14 protein-coding genes are annotated in these 20,725 nt (G+C 35.8%); 9 read left to right on the forward strand and 5 right to left on the reverse strand.

Annotated features, from left to right (window positions below; all coding sequences use genetic code 11):
* Window positions 1-93: 93 nt before the first annotated feature.
* The 4 genes from GQS55_RS10255 (at window position 94) to GQS55_RS10270 (ending at window position 6,883) form a co-directional block, all read left to right on the forward strand.
* Complete coding sequence (locus GQS55_RS10255) at window positions 94-3,897, forward strand: ATP-binding protein (protein ID WP_159820321.1); 3,804 nt, start codon at window positions 94-96, stop codon at window positions 3,895-3,897.
* Window positions 3,897-4,520: a hypothetical protein gene (locus tag GQS55_RS10260; protein ID WP_159820323.1), complete on the forward strand. Its 624-nt coding sequence runs from the start codon at window positions 3,897-3,899 to the stop codon at window positions 4,518-4,520. The genes GQS55_RS10255 and GQS55_RS10260 overlap by 1 nt, the downstream gene beginning before the upstream one ends.
* Before the next feature lie 82 nt (window positions 4,521-4,602).
* Window positions 4,603-5,889, forward strand: coding sequence for a hypothetical protein (locus GQS55_RS10265; RefSeq protein ID WP_159820325.1), 1,287 nt, complete (start codon window positions 4,603-4,605; stop codon window positions 5,887-5,889).
* A gap of 88 nt (window positions 5,890-5,977) precedes the next feature.
* The gene (locus tag GQS55_RS10270) at window positions 5,978-6,883 is read left to right on the forward strand and encodes a DUF7281 domain-containing protein (RefSeq protein ID WP_159820327.1); all 906 of its coding nucleotides are present in this window, start codon (window positions 5,978-5,980) and stop codon (window positions 6,881-6,883) included.
* A 17-nt stretch (window positions 6,884-6,900) separates the two neighbouring features.
* On the opposite strand, the gene GQS55_RS10275 is transcribed toward GQS55_RS10270, so the two are convergent.
* Window positions 6,901-7,809, reverse strand: a complete 909-nt coding sequence (locus tag GQS55_RS10275; protein WP_159820329.1) for a tyrosine-type recombinase/integrase — start codon at window positions 7,807-7,809, stop codon at window positions 6,901-6,903.
* Window positions 7,810-8,112: 303 nt separating this feature from the next.
* Here GQS55_RS10275 and GQS55_RS10280 point away from each other — a divergent pair, with 303 nt between their 5' ends.
* Entirely contained in the window at window positions 8,113-8,844 is a 732-nt protein-coding gene (locus GQS55_RS10280; protein ID WP_159820331.1) for a hypothetical protein, read from the forward strand.
* A gap of 728 nt (window positions 8,845-9,572) precedes the next feature.
* On the opposite strand, the gene GQS55_RS10285 is transcribed toward GQS55_RS10280, so the two are convergent.
* Window positions 9,573-10,097 (reverse strand): hypothetical protein, encoded by a 525-nt coding sequence (locus tag GQS55_RS10285; RefSeq protein WP_159820333.1) that lies wholly within the window; start codon window positions 10,095-10,097, stop codon window positions 9,573-9,575.
* Between the two features lie 1,283 nt (window positions 10,098-11,380).
* Here GQS55_RS10285 and GQS55_RS10290 point away from each other — a divergent pair.
* From GQS55_RS10290 to GQS55_RS10305, 4 genes are all read left to right on the forward strand, one after another.
* The gene (locus GQS55_RS10290) at window positions 11,381-12,067 is read left to right on the forward strand and encodes an RNA polymerase sigma factor (RefSeq protein ID WP_159820335.1); all 687 of its coding nucleotides are present in this window, start codon (window positions 11,381-11,383) and stop codon (window positions 12,065-12,067) included.
* Window positions 12,064-13,107 carry a FecR family protein gene (locus tag GQS55_RS10295; protein ID WP_159820337.1) on the forward strand — a complete coding sequence of 348 codons (1,044 nt, stop codon included), beginning with the start codon at window positions 12,064-12,066 and terminating at the stop codon, window positions 13,105-13,107. The genes GQS55_RS10290 and GQS55_RS10295 overlap by 4 nt, the downstream gene beginning before the upstream one ends.
* Before the next feature lie 130 nt (window positions 13,108-13,237).
* Complete coding sequence (locus tag GQS55_RS10300) at window positions 13,238-15,730, forward strand: TonB-dependent receptor domain-containing protein (RefSeq protein ID WP_159820339.1); 2,493 nt, start codon at window positions 13,238-13,240, stop codon at window positions 15,728-15,730.
* Between the two features lie 112 nt (window positions 15,731-15,842).
* Window positions 15,843-17,372, forward strand: a complete 1,530-nt coding sequence (locus GQS55_RS10305; protein WP_159820341.1) for a purple acid phosphatase family protein — start codon at window positions 15,843-15,845, stop codon at window positions 17,370-17,372.
* A gap of 78 nt (window positions 17,373-17,450) precedes the next feature.
* Here the strand turns inward: GQS55_RS10305 and GQS55_RS10310 are convergent, their stop codons facing one another.
* The 3 genes from GQS55_RS10310 to GQS55_RS10320 form a co-directional block, all read right to left on the reverse strand.
* The gene (locus tag GQS55_RS10310; RefSeq protein ID WP_159820343.1) at window positions 17,451-18,320 is read right to left on the reverse strand and encodes an aldose 1-epimerase family protein; all 870 of its coding nucleotides are present in this window, start codon (window positions 18,318-18,320) and stop codon (window positions 17,451-17,453) included.
* Between the two features lie 154 nt (window positions 18,321-18,474).
* On the reverse strand, window positions 18,475-19,662 hold the full coding sequence (locus tag GQS55_RS10315) for an AGE family epimerase/isomerase (protein ID WP_159820345.1): 1,188 nt from the start codon (window positions 19,660-19,662) through the stop codon (window positions 18,475-18,477).
* A gap of 10 nt (window positions 19,663-19,672) precedes the next feature.
* A complete protein-coding gene (locus GQS55_RS10320) occupies window positions 19,673-20,566 on the reverse strand; it encodes a carbohydrate kinase family protein (RefSeq protein WP_159820347.1) in 894 nt (297 codons plus the stop codon).
* Window positions 20,567-20,725 lie beyond the last annotated feature (159 nt).

The following is a 20,725-nucleotide window of genomic DNA, read 5'->3' on the forward strand; positions in this document are numbered from 1 at the left end:
AACGTTTTCATCATTGCATTTATATTTCTAATTTGTATTCTTACAGAGGTTAACCTTATTGGTTAGCCTCTGTATTTTTTCTAAGGACACAGTATGGCAGATCATGGTTATTCGCTGCTACGCATTATTATTATTGACAGCTTTTGGCAAGGGCAAGTTAACGAACTTGACCTAACAGGTCACACTCAACTTGAAGGCACTAACGGCGCAGGTAAAACGTCATTAATGCGTTTATTGCCGCTTTTTTATGGTATGCGACCTAGCGATATCGTTAGTAAGGTTGATCAAGCCAAAAACTTTGCTGATTTTTATTTACCACGTGAATCAAGCTTTTTGGTATACGAATACCAAAGACCCTTTGGACAAAAATGCCAAGTATTAGCCACCAGTGATGGTAGAGGCGTACATTTTAAATTTATTGACGGTGCATACGACAGTAAACACTTCATCGCCAGTACTGATGGCAGTAAAGCTAAACCTTTTACCCTAAGCGAAATAGAAAAAAACTACCGCAATGCAGGCTCTGAAACGTCAAAATTTTTAGGGATAGATAAATATCGTCAAGTTATTCAAAATTTACGCAGTGGCCGTAAGCACAAAGAAATAAGAATACTGCAAAATCGCTTTTCTTTTAGTGAACAAGCGTGCCCGCACATTGATAAAGTGATTAATGGCACAATTGAAAAAAACCTAGACTTTGAAGCCGTTAAGCGAATGCTAGTCGCCATTGCCAGCGATCATCTTGCCCGAAATACTACCGATGAAAAAGAGCAACTGAGTTTAAATAAAGCCGATATTACTAACTGGCTTGCAGATATTCAGGCCAGTCGCGCAATTAAAAAAGTCGCCGATAAAATATCTGTTTGGCAAAATGATTTTAGCGCCTTTGCTAGCTTAGTGAATAAGTTACAGCACCTACATGCTGAAATTATCGCGCATCAAACACGCCTAGAATTAAAGCAACAGCAGCGAGACGAACTTAAAAAAAGTAGTATTGCAACGCGCAGCACATTAGAGAACGAATTAGCCAATATAACCGAACAACATCAAAAAGCCTTGTTTGATCTTATTGCAAAAATTGAAGCTGATTTAAGTAAAATTGATTTACTTGATGAAGACAAACTTAAGTACGATGATGACGATGCCAGTAGTTATCAAATTAAAGCCGATCAAGCCTCAGCCATTCAAGCTGAACTTAATGAAGTGATTGCCGTTATTGATGCCTTTGAAGGTAATATCAGTAAAATAGGGCAAAAATTTGATAAACTCATTCAACAAATTGAAGTTGAAAAACTTAAAGGCATTAACCGTAATAAAGAGAAAGCGGCGTTAATTACCTCCGAGGCTAATCAACAATTAACCCATATTAACGAAGTATTTCACCAGCAAGAACATGCGCTTAATGCCCAATTACATAAAGAAGAGCTTAAGCTGCAAAAAGATTCTCAAAAAATACAATATCAATTTGATACGGCTAAACAACAACTTGATCAGCCAACTATTTCTGCCGAATTAATGGCTGATATAGCGCGAAATACTGATGCATTATCACATTCACAACAAAACTATAACGAACTGGTTCAGCAAGAGTCTGCGTTACAAAAGCAGCAATACCAATTAGAAAAACAACAAAACCAATACTTGGCTGACCGTAGCGAAATTAACCGTTATTTAGAGCAACTTCGTCAAGACTATCATCAAGTTGAATTACAATTACTGCCACAAGCTGACTCTTTACATCACTACCTTATAAATGAACCGCAAGCGGCTAATTGGCAAGACAACATTGGTCGTTTATTAACGACGGATCAATTATCACGCACTGATTTAACCCCACAATGGCTAGAGAATAACGATAGTAGCATTCCTCCCAGCCTTTATGGTTTATCTATTGATTTACAACAATTGCCTTGTGACGATTCTTTGTTTTTAGACGAAGCTCAGCTACGTGAAAAACGACAAGGGATTGAAAGCAAGATAGAAACGCAAACGGATAAAATTTCACAGTTAGATAATCAACTTAAATTAATCGTTAAAGAGATTACTCAACTGAAAATTGAAGTGACAACACACGGGCAAAGTTTAAGTCAGCAAAAGTTAACTTTAGGCCAATTAAACACACAACAAGAAAGCTTAATCGTTAAAAAACAATTAGCGATAAAAGCGCACAGCGCAAATATTGAAGAACAATTACAACAGTTTACTCAACAAATAAAAGCGCTCGAGAAAAAACAACACAGCTTTGAAGAAAACAAAGCAGAGCAATTGCATGAACTGACTAATGATAAATTAGAAAAGTCGATGGTGGTGGAAAGTGATCGAGATAATCAACTAACGCTATTAACAGAACAACACACAGCTCTTCTTAGCAACACCAAGCAACGTTTAACAGATCTTAAAAAACAGCAAGCAAGTGATATAGAACATTTAGATCCTGATGGTGAAATAGATAAAAGCATTGCTAAGCGCAGGCTATTAGAGCAAAACTTACAGGAATGTTCATTATTCGCGCAAAAGGCCCGAGATTACAAAAGCTTTATGACAGAACGTTATTGTTATCGTGATGCTTTAGCTGAAGAGAATCAAAATAGAAAAATTGTTAAACGTAATTTAGAATCAAATTATGAAGATAGTCGTATTGAGTTAACAACAAAAATTAATGATTTAAAACAGTTAATAAGAAAAAACAACGTAGAAAAACAAGCAACTGATGATTTATTGGTACAACTCAACGATAACAAACGCTTATGCGAAATGTCAGCGATTACTTGTGAATTTTCAGCACAAGAGCCATCAAACCAAGCTGATTTAACCGTAAACTTTTGTCATGACTATCATCAACAGTTTAAAGCAATTGAAAAACGATTAACGAGTCAGTTAACGACATTTAGTGAACGCTTTAGAAAAGATCACTCAGGTAGTGAGCTTTTTGAAAACTGGCAAAAACTATTACATGACAACGATAACTTTACAGGGGCTAAATCACTCTTTAAATATCGTGAGCCCATTAGCGAGTTACTTAACAGTGCTGAGCAAAAACAGCAAAGTACTTATCAGCTAGTGACCGTTAATGCCACGATGATTAATGAGTTTTATCAACACATTGAAAACTTTGGCCGTAATATAAAACGCATTGGTAAATTGTTATCAACCAAGGTTACCGCATTAGCGCATTTTGAAGCTTTAGCTGACATTAATGTAACCACAGTAATGAAACAAGAAGAGTTAGATTACTGGGGGCCGTTACAAAAATTTGCTGAAGTGTTTGAACTGTATAAAGATCAATTACGTGATGGTATTGGCGAAGTGCCTGATGATTTAGTGTTTGCGATGCAGAAACTGGCAAATTACTTACCGAACGAAGGTTTTGTGTTAGCCCATAATAATTTGTTTGATTTAGAATTTACCATTGTCGAAAAAGGCCAAGTAAAACAAGCGCGTAATGCTAAACAACTTAAAAAAGTGAGTTCAACCGGCTTATCTTATTTAGCCATGTTGTCTTTATTTGCCGGTTTGTTAGCAATGTTACGTGGCGACAGTAAACATCCTAGCCAAATAATTTTGCCTGTAGATGAGCTAGGTGAGCTTGCGGCTGAAAATATTGACCTGTTATTACAGATGTTTAATGATAACCATATCAGTATGTTGTCTGCTTCTCCGTCAACCGATCGCCATATTTTATCTTTGTATCATCGTCATTATAAATTAAAAGATAACAAAATTTACCACGCCGATATTCCGCAATCGCGTTTAGACGAGTTATTAGCGCAACGTAACAAAATACCAACGAATACCGACATAAATACAGACGTGAATACAGCCACGAATGTTTTAGAAAGTAGCGAAGATAAAATCACACCCGATAGTACACAAGCATCAGCAGGGGAGTTAAGTTAATGTTTAAACAAAGTATTCAAAAACTGCTCTGCGGTGCGGTAATTTGTCAAACCGCTTATGAAGCTGAGTATTTGTATTTAAAAGCAGAAAGTCATAATGATAAAGTGAATGATTTTTTATCTAACCTCGATAGAAAACTGACTTATCTTGACAGTGCGGATGCCTATTATTGTACCTTCAATCAAGTTGATGAAAGTAATCACAGTGAACTGAGTAGTTTATTCAGTGAAATGCGTGGCACTTTTAGACCTTTGGTTGAATTTTTAGATTTGCTGCTCACCGCAACCCAAGCCGATTTGCCGATTAGAGCTAAATCAGTGATTAATATCAATGAGTTATTTGAACCCTTTGAGCATGATCAAACACTGAGCGAGCAGCTTAATCGGTTAACCTCGATAAAGCCTTTTAAAACCAATAAAACTGAAACACGCGAGCAATTAGTCACTATTTTTCAAAAACTTGAAGAAATGAATTACTTCGTTCGTAAAAACTCAGGTAGTAGTCGATATTATGCAACGGCGCGTTTTGACTTAATTTATTTACTCATTGAGTTTTTAAATGATGCCGAGCTAGTAAGCTTACCTGAACAAGAAAAAAGCCAGCAAGATGAGTTGTTATTTTAATGATTTCTTTAATTAGTTTAATTGATAGTGTTAATAAAAACGCAAATAAAACGTTAAATAATCGCCTTATAGGTGACTTGTAATGGCAGGTTTTGATTCTAATCAAGTGGCCAGTTTACTGAGACAAATTGGCGCGTACAACGACTTACTTGCTAGTGCCTATGTTTATGGTTCAATTGCAAGTGACGAGCAAGATGCGAACACCATTAGTTTATTACATAAATCTGGCTTGATCCGACCCGATGACTCTCCTGGTGAATATCGAGTAACCACTGATCTTAAACGCATGCTAAACCGACTCATGCGCAAGCAAAGCAGCTATCGACAATTGACCGACATGGGTAAAGTTATTGATGCTATTGAAGAAGTAGTAAAAGATTATCAATTAGCAACATTGGCGAAAGAGCAAGAAGATGCTGAATATTACTTAGACCAACTTGATGATTTACTTTATGAAACCAAAGACAGTTTAAATAATAATTTAGACACCATGCATTTTGCCATTGTTAGTCAGTTTGGTTTTGTGACCAGTCTGTCTAATAAAATACGTCAAAATGAACGCTATTTGTCGCATGCACAAAAACTGCTAAATGAACTACAACAAATTGATCCACATGATTGTTATGAGTGGTTAGATTGGGCTTGTCCTAATGAGTTTGCGCGTAAAATATCAAGTTTTGTTTATTGGTATAACCAAATATTACCAAAGCTGCGTTTGATTATTGATAACATGCGCATTAGCTTATTCCGTTTACGTCGAGATGAGAAACAAGCCAGCCAATTACGTAACATGGCTCGTTTTTTAAGAAAGCATCCTGAATTTGATCTTGATGAGCATTTATTTGAGCTACCAAACTTACCTGAAAACCTCAAGTATTCGCCATCCATGCCACTAAAAAGTTATGTTGATACGAAACAAACGGATATTGAGCAGCCATTACTAGAATTAGTACATTCATTACGTAAGCAAGCGGTTGTTACGCCATTAAAGGCAAGAACAACCAGCGAAGTGAGTGTTGATGCGATAGAAAAACTTGCCGCTGAAGAAGACTTTTTTGAACAACAAACAGAGTTATTGTTTGAACATGTGATTATTAATAATACGCCGGTTTCGGCATTGAGCTATTATCAAACATATCAAAATAATTGGCTTGAACAATCACAAACTATTGCGCCAAAGGCCTGGATAGAACTGGTGTTTAGTTGTTACTGTAAGTTAACTAGTGCGCAACAAAATGCCCTTAATATCAAAATGAAAGGCGTTGCCGTTAGCGGCACTACGGATAATTACCGTTATAGTGATGTGGTTATTGACTTGAAAGCAGAGTTAAAACCAGAGCTAAAACCTGACCTAGAAACGCATGCGTAACTGACGTGAACTACCGTAACTTAACATAAAAGAACGTAAAAGTTACCATTAAACATATAGTTGCTTAGACTGTTAAGTAGGTAAAAAAATGAATAAATCGCTTTATAATTTTACTCAAGACAAACTACAAAAGCATAGGCAAGGCGGTAGAATAAAAAATACCGCTTTGGCTACAAAGTTATACAGCGAGCATAATTTTGGTCACCTTGATTTAAGTAAAAGTCACTTAAGTTTTAGTCTTGATGATATTTTAGCGCTAAGTAAACGCATACAAAAAATACTTAATGTTGATATAAGGCACGATGCTTACCCAGAGCAACAAAGTAGAAATATTAACGCCAGTAATAATCGCAATGAAAAAATCAATAGCTTGCCTGTTAGTAAAGATTTCATATTAATTAATAGCTTATCCGATATAAAAGTAAATCAAACCAGTCTTCAATTATCCCCTTTAACGTCATTAGGTATTTATGTTAAAGCCGACGATATTCTATCGATTGAGCATAAAGCTATTGTTTTTGTCGAAAATCTTGCTGTTATGGCAAGTTTATCGACATTAAATTTAACCTCGATTCATGAGGAACTAGTGGATGCATTGTGGGTGTATCGAGGCGATATTAAAAAACAGCAAAGTACGAGTACGGCTTATCAATTTTTTCGCCGTTTTAACCATCACCAGCGGATCTGTTTTAGTGATGTAGACCCAAAAGGCATTGAAATTGCGCTAACAAGTCAAGCCGACTACTGGTTAACAATTAAGAATATTGAAGACTTCAAGCAAGTCGTTGAAAGGCTTGAAGGCAGCGAAGAAGAATGGTTTAAGCAGGGCGCTTCTATTCAATTTTTACAAAATAAGTACATAAAAGCACACAGCCAACTTCAGCATAAACCCACGTGGCAGCCCATATTTTCAGTAACATCTAGCTTACAAAAAACACTTAAACAAGAACATATCATTACGCATAATATGGCTTTAACACTGTTAGAACTCTAGTAATACCAATTTATAAGTTAAAAAGGTAGTGCTTTGGCGGCTTTTGTTTTCGCTTTTTCATCGCGCATATCATAATTTTTGGTGGTTTCAACAGAGGTGTGGCCCATTAAATCTTGCACTAAAAATACGTCTTCCCCATTTTCTAACAGCTTTGTTGCGAATGTTCTGCGTAAATCATGGGGTGTTAAGCGTTGTAAACCGGCTTCTTTATAGCGACGAATAACCACATCGTAAATTGTTTGTCCCGAAATAGGCTGATTTATCAGACGATTACCTTTTCTTGCCCTTAAGAATAAAGGTCCGGGTGCTAAGCCTCGTTCATCTAACCAGGTATCAATAATTTCTAAATTTCGATCGTGCAGGGCATTGATACGTTCTTTATTTCCTTTTCCCATCACTTTGATCGAGCCTTCTTTAACATTTAAATCAGACAACATAAGGCTAGCGGCTTCGTGTCTACGTAAACCTGCGCCATAAACTAGAGCAATAACCGCTGCATCGCGCATCGCAATAACACCTTCTTGTGCCATGCAATAATCAATTAAGGTGTTGAGTTCTTCAAGATCTAATGCACGACCTTTGATACTACGCGTACCTTTAAAACGTTTTATCTCTTTTATGTGCTGATATGTTTCAACGGATAATAACTGCTTGCGCCACGCCTCTTTTGCGACACCTTTAAGCGCTGAAAGATAAACATTAATCGTGGCAGGGGACTTTCCTTCATTAGATAAATCTGACAATAACATTAATACATTTTCATAATGTAATTGTGACCAATCATAATCTTGATGTCGTTCATGCTTACCAAATCGAAAGGCAATAATATTCAGCAGCGATTTTATTGTGACTCGACTTTGTTTAGACTGTAAAGAAAGTAAATAAATGTCTGAGGCTGTTTGTGTACTAAAAAGTTTATGACTCATAAACATTCCTAAAATAATGATAACTAACAATTGTGCGGATATTAATAAAAACTATAAAGGTGATCATATCATAGGTAGCTGTATATATTTACAGTATATTTTGATTTAGGGGTTTTGTGCCCATCCCCTCGAAATCGGCATTAGCCTTCTTTTTTGTTGGCTAGTTCTTCATTAAGAATTGAATAAACAGTAAACTCCCTTAGCTTTTTCTTCTACATTCAAAATAAATGGCTTAAGTTAATAAAAAAACGACCGATAACCTGTTAAACCAAGTTTATAAATAACGTTCAAAAGGAAGAGAACATGAAACCTATTACGTCAGCATCAACTCCAATACTTACTTCAATGAACTCGCCTACACAAGCACAACAAATTAATAGTATGCAAGTAAGCCCGTCAAAGACACAAAGTATTCCCCATACCTCTAACGATACGATAGCAACTTCATCACAACAAAGTGCGGCAACTATTAAAGTAGAAACAAATCAACTTACTGCTGATGAAAAAGTAGCTTTAAAGAAAGATCTTAAAGAAATAGCTGACTTTTGGGAAAAAAAAGAAACTTCTGCTGCTGACATGGTCTCTGAAACGCAGCGTATTTTAGCGGAGGTGGCAAAAGAGCAGCCCAACTTACTTAATAAAAAATTTGATTTTACCAACACAGGCGACGAAATAGATGTCATTGATCATGATCTAACACAAGAAGAATATAACTACTTAAAAGCCAAACTTAACGCTAGTGATAAATTGATTGAAGCAACTGATTTTTTAAATGTTGCCGCAGCGACTAATAAAACACAGACACAAGCACCAGGAAATAATAAATTATATACCAAAGAAGACGTTGTTGGCCGAATTCATGTCATGGACGTAATTGAACAAGCTGAAAAAATGTCTGCTGAAAGAGTCAGAATCACTGAAGAAAATGTTGTTATGAAACCCAATGATTCAAGATCTATGTTCAGCGAGGAAGTCCACCTTAACGCGCTTGATATTGTAATGGGGGTGAGTATTTCCTTTAACGTTAAAGTTTAAGCATGTAAATCTCATTATTGAAATTTAACTAATTTTATATGAAAATGACTACAATAGTTGCCGAGAGAAATAAATTTACTGCCTGAAGTTAAGTGCGATAGCATTGAAAAGTAGGGCGTTTATACAACCTGACTTATTTATGCCCGATCATACTTATGCTGATCTAAGCTAAACTAAACGAGTAGGGCATTTAGAAGCAAATTATTCTAATAACAATATAAAGCACGCTTAATTGTTTAAATAATAACTAAAAGTTAGTTTATAAACATTGTACAGCCAATTTTAATGAAACCTGTGCTAAAAAACAAAGGTGCTGATACATAGGTGATTACTTAGGTATTTGTCAGAGATTTTGCCTCTCAAAAAATTAAGGCCAGTAATGAAGAGTATTTTGATAAGTGGCAAAGAGAAGAATTTAGGGGAAAAATAGCACTCGTAGTCCAAGTACATCAGCACTTAATAGCACTGGCTCTTGTTAATTTTTCAGTCTCAATGGTCACGAAATCAGTTTTTCGTGCAAAAAAAACAATAAAAAAATAACGTAAACCATTGATTAATAGATTTAATTAACCAATAAAGCATCTTCTAAACGCATAAAATTATAACTTATTAAAATACATATTTTAAAAGGTTATATATGTCAGGTTTTGACTACCAATTTACGGCTAACTTTTAACATTCTACTACTTTTATGTTTGATATATAAAGAAAAATTTAATAATTTTGTTTTAATCTTTTAATGTTTCACCATATTCACTAAGTGCTGTATAGAATTCCGAGCTTGCTTTTTGTGCATCTTCTTTAAATTCTTGAGCCTCTTTTAGAGTGATCACTGAGTTCTCATCATGAATTAAATCCACAGCTTTAGTCTGGAATTTTCTTATTACATTTTCATGTTTTAATATTGCTGATTCAGCCTCTGTTATTCCTAACATTTTTATTTTTGAAAGGGCTCTACCTTTATTTTTATACTTTTCGTTGAGAGTTTCCATTGCAGGAGAAAATCTATCCTTATCTATTGCTACAGCTGATTTAGAGTTATCCCTATGGACTAGTATATTCCCTAAAGGGTGCGAGACTAATTCGTCCGCAGCATTAAAATACTCTTCTATTATTTCAGCTATATCGTTTATTATTTTTGATTTATTTTCAAAAATAGCAATCCTTATGTCTTTTTTTTGATTCAACTCAACTATTTTCAAATCTTTTTTAGCATTGTTGTATGCAATTCTTAAAGCGACAAACCCAGTCACAAAACTTGGGATAGCATTTTTATTAGGTTATCTACAACAGGAACCCATTCATTAGCTGTTTGTATTATTTCTTGAGGCATTTAAGATCCTTTTTTAGTTAAAGAGTGGTCAATTAATAGTTCGGGTACCAGAAAAACATCAATAAAAAGCACCCACAAGTGAGTGCTTTATAGTATTATAAATAAAAATAATTAGCTTAGTGTATATAATCCGCCAAGATTTCTAAGCTTTTTATTTTTTTTGCTTTATAAATGCTTTTATTATCAGCAATAATTCTAGAATTACTTTTGAATAATCGTCCATTTTTTCCTCCTCTTTTAATTGTGTTTTATTGATTATACAGTGAGACTTGATCAAAATAGAGTCCTTTTTAATTAAAACTGTGATTATTTACAGTATTACTGTGAAAAACATAATCATCAAATTTCATCCATAATACGTAGCATGCAGCTAAACGGTAAAATCTTTGTTCTATCGTAATTCGATTAGCGTGCGATGTTTGAGGAGATTATTCACTTTAGATGTCTGGATAAACTATTGGGCTGATGAAAGAGTATATTTCGCTTTAATATTAAAATTAAAATTTAATTTTATACTGTATTTGAAAACTTCATCAATCCTGAAAATTTTTTCTTCCTTGATAGCTTGAACGTACGACGAGGAATGGGAAGCCTGAGCAATGAGGAGAAGCTAGTGAAAACTATTAAATAGATCTTCTAGTATAAACACCCCCCCCCCACTAAATCCGATACTATTTAGTACTGGACATAGTGTATAATTGTTAAAGTACTGGGTTTAACCTTAATATTGTCATTACTTTGCTAATTATCAAATCGAACGCTCTGTGAAATCTGAATAACTTTAGCTATAACTATCCGTCAGAATTTACAGAGCCTCACCAAAATAATACTCAATTTAGTAATCATTAGTAATAAAATATCCGCTAATACCAACATCTTTTTAATTTTACTTAACTGGTAACTCATTCTTCATGTGTTGTTTTATTCGTTAAGAGCTAACCTAAACATCAAGTAACCAAAACTAATTTGATTGCATTAACGTTTTTAAATTTCTCATTATCAAATTGATCTACACATTTAATTAATCAGCTTTGAAATATAATTATCTCATCGCGACAATTCACAAAAATGGAAATATTAAAGTTTGACGGTCTATATATTAATTTTTTATTAATTCACTTACAGAAACCTTTAGTGTCATAACCTTGTCATAAAACCCCGATAATATCCTGCCGATTTTCATTGCTATTGAGTTAACCTTAAATGAATAAAGCACTATCCAATGTACCGTTATTTTTTGTCAATTCAGATGTTAAAGAAACTTCTGCTAAATCTGCAACCATCCATACGCTAAAAACAAAGTCAGCTAAAACACAGACCATTGATACTTTATTTCGTGATCACTGGTTAGATGTTTGTCGATTGTTACATAAGTGCTATGGCTCAGGCCCTCCAGAGCCAGAAGATGTTGCCCAAGAAGCATTTAGCCGTTTTGCACAAATGAATAATCCTGAGCAAATACATGATCCCAAAGCATATATCATAAAAATAGCTATCAACATTACGCTTAAATCGATTGGTCATTTATGCAAAGCGCGAGAATTTATTACCGAACAACTGCAAATTGATGAAGACCAAGTTGACACATTTTGCCCTGAACGTATTTTGCAGAGTGAACAACGTATTCACGTTATTCAAAAAGCTACTGAACAACTCACTAATAAACAACGCGATATATTAATGCGCGCCAGAATTAAAGGTCAAACATACGCACAAATTGCTGCAGATACAGGCTGGAGTCTTGCTGATATATGCCGTCAATTAAATACAGCAATGTCTGTTTTAGAAGCGATTGACGAAGAATCATCTAGCAACAATAACGATAAGTTAGTTAAAAATACTAGTAGTAATTCACTTGCAAGCGCCCTACCCGACGAGTACAAATCATGACAGATCAACACAAAGAAAATCAAGCTAACACGGTAAAAGATCAAGCAAGAGAATGGCTTATCTATTTATATTCAGGCGAAACTACACAAAAAAAACGTGATGAATTTGTAATATGGGTAAATAAAAATGATGTGAATAGACAAGCATTTAGCCAGTCATACAAAGTTTGGCAAAGCATAGGAGCGACAGATTCATCGGTAGAATGGCTAGCACAATATACAATACGAAAACCTACTTCGTTACCGACAACAAAATCAAAATCTATACTCACTAAATCAGCGTTATGGCTAAGTGGTATTGCCGCGAGTGCTTTGTTTTTAGTTGTTAACAATACTTTTCAAGCACCTAAAACCATGAAAGTTACGGCATCTGAAATAGTGTTTACTTCACCTATAGGTGAAAACAAAACGGTTACATTAAGTGATGGTACCGCGGTTACGTTAGCAGGAAATTCCAGTATTTTGGTGGATATAAATCAACATGAAAGGCGTATATCACTGCGTAAAGGTAGTGCTTATTTCGACGTAACTCATGATTCAGAACGTGTTTTTTCAGTGTCAGCTCAACATACTGAAGTTCGGGTTCGTGGTACAGCATTTGAAGTTGAATATAGTACTGACAATGAGTTAAAAATTTCAGTACAACGTGGGCTTGTCGATGTAGCTGATTTACCTGAGTATGGTAGTAAAGATGAAAAAGTGGTTCAGTTGCATCCAAACCAACAATTACGTGCTGATATTCATGGCGCATTTGTTAATGGTGTTACTAATTTTGACCCGGAAACAGAATTTTCTTGGCTAAATTCACGATTAATTTACGACAATATACCGCTTAAAAATGTCATTGTAGATATTAATCGTTACGTTACAAAACCTATTATTGTTTCAGATGAAAGCATCAATCATCTGCCTATCACCGCATCATTTACTTTTGATCAAATTGACTCTGTTCTATCAGGATTAGTTGCTGCTTATCCTATTAAGTTAACAGAAGAAGTAAATCGTACTGTAATAACAAAAATCAATGATAAGCCATATTAGATAGGTGCTCTGGACGTTTTTCATAAGCTTTAATTTATGAAGCTTTTGTTAAACATCAACATTTACTGAAAAAAAATTCTTCTTGATGACTCTTGTAACGAACCTCTATTAATTAACCGGAAGATACATTATGAAAACATTACTCAGTAGCTCTATTAAGTTTGCACTTTTTAGTGGCGCACTTGCTTCTTTAACGCCTCAACATGTATTTGCACAACAAGCTGAAATAAATATTTCCATTCAACCTTTAGGTCAAGCGCTTAATCAGCTTTCTCAACAAACAGGAACCGTGATTATTGCACCAAGTCGCTTAGTTAGTGATAAACAAGCCGTTGCTGCAATAGGTAAACTGACAGTTATTGAAGCCGTTGACCAATTATTACTCGACAGTGGATTAATAGCACAAGAACAACCAAGTGGTGCCATCATCATAAAAAAAGCAGACTTAAGCCCTGCTTCACCTAATAAACGTGCTGCTAACTATCAAGCCCCAATGGATGAAATTGTGGTTACTGGCCTTAAACGCGAGAGCAGCTTACAAGATACGCCCGTAGCAATTTCAGTACTAGGTGGCGATGAATTAAAAGCTCAAGGTGTCACTGATTTCACCGACCTAATCGATAGTTTATCGGGCATATCAATCAATTCAGCTTTTGGGGGCCCTGAAAACAGCTTTATCACTATTCGTGGTATTGGTGGTGCTGATGATTACAAACCTAATGGTAACCCATCAGTTGCTCTGCATGTTGATGGTATTTACCAAACCTCTAATGCTTATTTAAGTATGCCACTTTTTGATTTAGAACGTATTGAAGTACTTAAAGGACCGCAAGGCACGTTATATGGTCGCAATACCACAGCCGGTACAATTAATGCAATTACGCGTGCCCCAGGTGATACCTTAAACGGTTATGCAGATATTGAATATGGCTCATACGACTTTGTTTCTGGTAGCGCTGCTGTAGGTGGCCCAGTATCAGATAATTTAGGTGTACGGGTTGCAGTATTAATGAAGCAAGGTGGTGGCTTTATGGATGGTAAAGGCGCGGGTGATTTTGCTGGGTTCGTACCTGAAGGTACTGAAGGAATTATTCCTGCGGTGACAGATCCCGGTGAACGTGATGGTTTTGGTGATGCTGATTTATTTGCTTTTCGAGGCACTGCTGAATATGAATTTGATAATATAACATCGTTAACCTTACACTATTTTGTTAGCCAAAACCGTGGCGATACTCGCCAATATGATCGCATTGCATTCGATGATGATACTTCTGCTCTTAATGCCGGTGAAAACGATAATCCTTATGAATTCTATGCCAGTGAATATTATTCACACGAAATAGACGTAAGCGGATTTTCAGGTGATTTCAGTCGTCAATTAGATAAAGATTTAAATTTAGATGTGCTATTTGCACTTCAAAGTAGTGATCGTAACGTTAGTGGAAATGGTGATGGTACTTCTTTCCCGCGCTATCAATACAATTTTGATGATAGTTTGAATCAAACATCGTTAGAAATACGGTTAAGTGATAGTACTGGCGGCCAATTTGATTGGATAGCAGGTGCCTTTTTTATCAACGATTCTGTTGACTTTACCAGTAACTGGACCAGCTATGCTGTATTGTCTCAGTACAGCTCCCCTTATAATCAACGTCGTAATAGTGTTGCTACTTTTGGTAATCTTGACTGGAATGTATCAAACGATTTAGTACTTAGTGCTGGCCTACGTTACACCAAAGATAGCGCTAAATTTCGTGGTGAAAACATTGATGCAGATCCTTGGGGATTATCGATATTTGAAGATACTTTTAACACTGATGCTAACTTTTCTTGGGATCGACAATTTGACGACAGCAACGTGTCAGGAAAATTAGCTGTGCAATATTTTGTTAACAACAACTTTAACGTATTTGCTTCTGTCAGTACGGCTTATCGTGGTGGTGGCTTTGACGGTACTTCTATTTTTTCAGAAGAAGAAACGCAGCCTTTTGAATCAGAAGAAGTATTTGCTTACGAGGCAGGAGCACGTTATGTAAACGACACGGTCAATTTTACCTTGGACCTATTTTCTTATGACTTTGAAGAATTACAAGCGACAGCACGTTTATCGAATGATACAAACGGTAGAACAAACGTAGGTAAAGCTACCGTTCGCGGTGCCGAAGCCTCACTAGCGGTTACTTTGTTTGAACAAGATAGTCATCGAGTTACCTTCAATACTGCAGGTACTTATTTAGATACTGAGATTACTGAATTTAATTCAAATCGTGTGAATGATGTTATCAGCACCATTGGCGATCCACTTCCTGGCTCACCCAAATGGAGCCAAACGGCCGCACTTAATTATGAAACGTCATTCGCTAACAATACTCAGTTAAATGCACGCCTTAATTACAGCTACCACGGTGAAGAGTCTAATCGTTTAAACGCGGGTGACGGAAACACAACGCCTTCGTACAGCTTACTTGGATTACGTGTGGATGTAACATTGAACAATGGTTTAAATTTATATGCTTATGGCCGCAATATTACTGATGAAGTTTACTTTCTTGAACTCAATAGTGGCTCTCGCTTAGTTGGTGCACCAGCAACTTATGGTGGTGGTATTAGCTACGCATTTTAACCACCAATATAAATAACGTGCCCTTAATCAGGGCGTTATTTTCTTACCATAAAGCGTCTCATATTGTTGTGACGCTTTTCTATTAAGTGTTAGTACATTTTCAGGTGACTTTATGACTTCATCAACTTGTTTTTTTTGCTTAGCTCTACCCTTACTTATATCAAATGCTGCATTGGCTAATACGCCGCAAGTATCTAAATCAGAAACACCCTATCAATTGGCCTCTTCATGGCCAGATCGTATTATTGCCACAGCGACAGAAGATCCGGCGACAAGTATTTCAATTACTTGGCGAACCAATAACATTATCGATAGTACTTATGGGCAAATAGTTAAAGCAAATTCAGATGCCAGATTTGATATGCGTGCCAGTACCGTTAACGCAATCACCAGTATTGTATCTTTAAAACAAGGTAAAAATAATCAAGGGGAATTTAAGTACCCTGCTAATGATAAATTGCCCGATGTTAATTATCATGCAATTACCTTTAAAAACTTATCTCCAGATACCCTATATAACTACCGTGTTAGTGGTAGCAAAGGTAAATGGTCGCCTTGGCAACAAATTAAAACTTCGCCGGTAACAGTGAATAAAGATGTCGAATTTCTCTATTTTGGTGATGCACAAAACGGCATTTACTCTCATTGGCCAATGGTTTTACGACGGGCTTGGAAAAACGCAACCAATGCTGAATTTGCTATTTACGCTGGGGATTTAGTAAACGAAGGAGCGAATGATAAGCAATGGTCAAACTGGCTTAATGCTGGGCGCTTTATACATGGCATGCTCCCTGCGGTATTAGTCGCCGGAAACCACGAATATGATTGGCAAGTACAAGCTAATGAAAATACAAATAACAGTATAAAAACGAGTACAAAGGCGAGCACTCAGAAAAATTGGGCGCTTTCAACACTTTGGCAAGATCAATTCACATTGCCTCCTGCTCCTAGTTTACCTAATGCATTACAAGAAACTGTTTACGTATCACATTACCCCGACTTAGATGTTTTTGTACTTAACTCTGAAGCTCAAGGTGACGTTGCCTTATTACAAGCACAAGCTGAATGGCTAGATGATCAACTACAACATAGCACCACACAATGGCGTATTGTAACTATGCACCATCCCATATTTTCATCTTGTGGTGTACCCTTAAATACTCCAGGTCAAGATGAGCCTGAAATTAGAGCGGCTTTCTTACCTATATTATTGAAACATAATGTCGACTTAGTACTACAAGGGCATGATCACACCTATGCCCGTGGTAGCATTGGTACAAAAGAAGATATTGCCGTATTGGCCAGCCATGCGTCACCTAAAAAAGTTAAATCGGTATTTGTGACATCAGTTGCAGGCCCTAAAACCTATCCTCAAAAACCGACACGGTGGCAAGAATATAGTCATTATGGTGTAACTCTTGAACGTATAGGCGAGAATACTCCTACTTATCAGGTAATTAAAAAAACCAATAATAACTTAATATATCAATCATTTACCACAGATGGAAAGTTGTATGATGGTTTTACCTTAACAAAGGCATTAAGTGGTCAAAAGATCTTACAGGTCATAAGCGATTTACCTGAACAACGTACTTTTGACAACACAGGTGACTATAAAAGCCATCATGATTTAGCAGAATAAACTTTTAAAAGATAATTGTATATCACAGCTTTCATGGTTGAAAGCTATAGATCAGGCAAAATTTGCTAAAATTATTATTCAAAGTATATTTATACGATAGAAATTAATACCTTTAGAATTGGGACTAAGGCATAGCATGTCTGGCTTTTCTTTTAACTCTAAAGGCGTTGTTATAGATTCATCCGTCGATGTCCATGGTTCAATACAGACATAAGGCGCATTAGGTTTTGCCCAAAGCCCTAAGTGTTTGTTTGTTCCCATATCAAGCGATAATACAGGCTCAGAGGAATTTGATAAAGTAATAGACGATGAGCAAATATCTCTAAATATAAGAGCGTCTCTATCAAATAATTTTTCAGTTAAAAGCAACGTTTTATTTGATGTTTTTATACTATATTTAGTTGAAGATAATAAATCATTAACTATTAACTGACACCATTCTTTCTCTTGTTTATCGAAAGTTAAATGATATTTTCCTGATTTTAAATCGTCAGGATCTAGCGCAAAAGCTGGATGTGAACCGATAGCAAAATATAAATCTTTGCTATCACAGTTAACTACTTCATAAGTAACGGTTAGTGATGATTTGGTTAAAGTAAATAAAACGTCAAACTCATATTTAAAAGGATAATATTGCATCGTTGATGTGTTAGAAATGCTTCTTAATCTAATACTTCTTTCTGTTTTATCAATTAAGCTAAAATTTTGCTCTTTTATAAAGCCATGAGTTTTCAAGGCATATTCTATGCCATCAATACTATACTTACCTTGATTCAACCGACCCACAACTGGAAATAATATAGGTGCAGATCCCGACCAAATAGTAGGGTCTGCCTGCCAAATATATTCAATATTGTCAGATTTAGAACGTAAGCTCTTTATTTCCGCTCCCATTGAATTAATGGTGCATGTTAAAAATGGATTTGAAATAGTGTAGTTAGTATTCATTATATATGTCACAAGCGGTAGCTATTACGGCAGACTAATTTAAAATTTATCCTAAGATAGGTAAAATATGAATTTACGAATATTACTTAAAATATAGAAATAGCCTGCCCTGAATAACTTTTTTTAAACAGGCTAGTTACAAAATTTTTGTTATTTATAAAGGGTTAGTATCATTAATAGATCTAATCACTTCAAAACATGCACCTAGAGTATGATAATCACATTTAGCCCCCGCACTACTCTTTTCATTTGAATACTTAGTATTTTCTCGACTAAGTAATCGAAACCAAGCACCATGTTCTTTATCAACAAAATACTCATTACTGTAATCCCAAATAGCATTATATTGTTCTAAATATTTAGGATCGTTAGTGGCGGAATATAATAAAGCAGCAGTTGCAAAGCTCTCTGCTTGTACCCAAAAATATTTGTCGTCATCACACCACTTTCCTTGGGGATCAAAACCGTAAATCAAGCCACCGTATTTTGAATCCCAAGATATATCATAAGCCCGATCGTATAAACCTACAGCACGCTTAACTAACCACTGTTCTGGATAATGTCGATTAAGGATCAATAATAGTTTAGCCCATTCTATTTGGTGACCGGGTTGAAAACCCCATGGACGATAAAGGTTTTTAGGATCGCTTTTATTGTAATCCCAATCGACTTCAAAATTTATGTCAAAGTGTTCCCAAACTAAACCATCTGTTTTCTCAGCTTGTTGAACGGTAATGTTATAGGCTAACAGTTTTGCTTTTGTTAAAAAAAGAGAATTTTTTGTCGCTTCATAAGCAGAAATCATCGCTTCACACAAATGCATATTAGAATTTTGGCCTCGGTAGTCAGACAGTACACCTTCAGAATTAATTTCGTCTGCGTATAAACCATGCTCCTTTTGCCAAAATTTATCTTCTAATAATTCATAAGTTTCTAACAGCTTTTCGTCTGTTGTAATAATTGAGGCTTTCTTGGCAGCTGCATATGCTAATAAGACAAAAGCATAGCCATACGCTTGCTGAGTCATATCCTCAGGGCTATTGTCTTTAATAGTCCAAGCATAGGTTTTAGTTAGTGGTTGCCAGTGTATATTTTCAAGGTAATCTAAACCATGCTTTGCAATATCCAAATAGTCTGTGTTTTTAAATGTAATTGCTGCAAGTGCATAATTTACAATAATGCGGGTACTACTCACCAAATGTTTTTGGTCTTTTAAAAACAATGTTCCATCATTATAGTAATTATGAAAAAAGCCACCATTTTTATCTATAACTCGTGGGGTATAAAAATCTAAGATACTCTGGCTATGAGGCATCAAAAAGTCACAACTTAAATAATCCATTGATTATCTCCTAGTTAAATACAAACATTGATTGAGGTAGTTCCGGCGTTGCACCTCGTTGTGAACAAACATAAGAAGAAATATATGCGGCAAACTTAGCGATATCAGTAAGCTTTTCATTACGTAGCAGCCCCAAAATACAAGCCGCTGTAAATGAGTCTCCTGCACCAACGGTATCAATCACAGAAGTGGGGATAACAGGTACTTCAATTAGTTCATCGCGATGTATTAAAATAGAGCCCTCTTCTCCTTTAGTAAAAATAATACTCGTTAACTCAAATAATTTTTGTACTTCTTTTAATAAGCTACTTTCGTTTCCCGAAATCCCCATGAGCTCGGCGATAAAAGGTAATTCCTCTTCGTTTAACTTAAGCACATTTGCTAAGTTAAGTGAGTTAAGAATGATGTCTTTCGTATAAAAAGGTGGTCTAAGATTAACATCAAAGACTTTAATGGCACTTTCAGACATTGCCTTTAAGAAATTCATGATGGTGATACGAGAAGTTTCATTACGCTGAGCCAAGCTTCCAAAGCATACGGCCTGTGTATTTTTGGCAATATTATGTAATTGGTCATCCCAAACTAAATGATCCCAAGCTGAGTTCTCAGCAAAAGTATAAGTAGCTTGATGTAGTTCATCTAGATTAATGTGAACAGTACCGGTAGGGAAAGCATTAACTTGAATGAATGATGTATCAACATTGTGCTTTACTAATGCCTCAATCGCATCATTACCCAAAGTATCTTTACCTACAGCACTTATCATTTTCACGGAGACATCATGCTTTGCTATTCCAGAAAGAATACAAGCCATATTTGTGGGAGCACCGCCAAAGCGAGCACTATCAGGAAAGATATCCCAAAGCGCCTCTCCAAGACCTACAACATTGAAAGGTTGATTCATAAGTAATACCGGCTATTTGGTTTAGTTTTCTAGGGCGCTGATTATTGACGATTAATTATTTCAATCATGAAAAGTCAGAAGCCCCTGATGTGTATTTCATTTAATAATGAAGACAGTGCTAGCTACCAATGTTGTATTGATAGCCGATGACCTGCTTCT

The sequence above is a fragment of the Colwellia sp. 20A7 genome (assembly GCF_009832865.1).
Lineage (GTDB): Bacteria > Pseudomonadota > Gammaproteobacteria > Enterobacterales > Alteromonadaceae > Colwellia.

Bases quoted from the DNA above. Each gene is read 5' to 3' on its own strand.
- GQS55_RS10255 (WP_159820321.1), top strand. From the start codon at position 94: ATGGCAGATCATGGTTATTCGCTGCTACGCATTATTATTATTGACAGC.
- GQS55_RS10260 (WP_159820323.1), top strand. From the start codon at position 3,897: ATGTTTAAACAAAGTATTCAAAAACTGCTCTGCGGTGCGGTAATTTGT.
- GQS55_RS10265 (WP_159820325.1), top strand. From the start codon at position 4,603: ATGGCAGGTTTTGATTCTAATCAAGTGGCCAGTTTACTGAGACAAATT.
- GQS55_RS10270 (WP_159820327.1), top strand. From the start codon at position 5,978: ATGAATAAATCGCTTTATAATTTTACTCAAGACAAACTACAAAAGCAT.
- GQS55_RS10275 (WP_159820329.1), bottom strand. From the start codon at position 7,809: ATGAGTCATAAACTTTTTAGTACACAAACAGCCTCAGACATTTATTTA.
- GQS55_RS10280 (WP_159820331.1), top strand. From the start codon at position 8,113: ATGAAACCTATTACGTCAGCATCAACTCCAATACTTACTTCAATGAAC.
- GQS55_RS10290 (WP_159820335.1), top strand. From the start codon at position 11,381: ATGAATAAAGCACTATCCAATGTACCGTTATTTTTTGTCAATTCAGAT.
- GQS55_RS10295 (WP_159820337.1), top strand. From the start codon at position 12,064: ATGACAGATCAACACAAAGAAAATCAAGCTAACACGGTAAAAGATCAA.
- GQS55_RS10300 (WP_159820339.1), top strand. From the start codon at position 13,238: ATGAAAACATTACTCAGTAGCTCTATTAAGTTTGCACTTTTTAGTGGC.
- GQS55_RS10305 (WP_159820341.1), top strand. From the start codon at position 15,843: ATGACTTCATCAACTTGTTTTTTTTGCTTAGCTCTACCCTTACTTATA.
- GQS55_RS10310 (WP_159820343.1), bottom strand. From the start codon at position 18,320: ATGAATACTAACTACACTATTTCAAATCCATTTTTAACATGCACCATT.
- GQS55_RS10315 (WP_159820345.1), bottom strand. From the start codon at position 19,662: ATGGATTATTTAAGTTGTGACTTTTTGATGCCTCATAGCCAGAGTATC.
- GQS55_RS10320 (WP_159820347.1), bottom strand. From the start codon at position 20,566: ATGAATCAACCTTTCAATGTTGTAGGTCTTGGAGAGGCGCTTTGGGAT.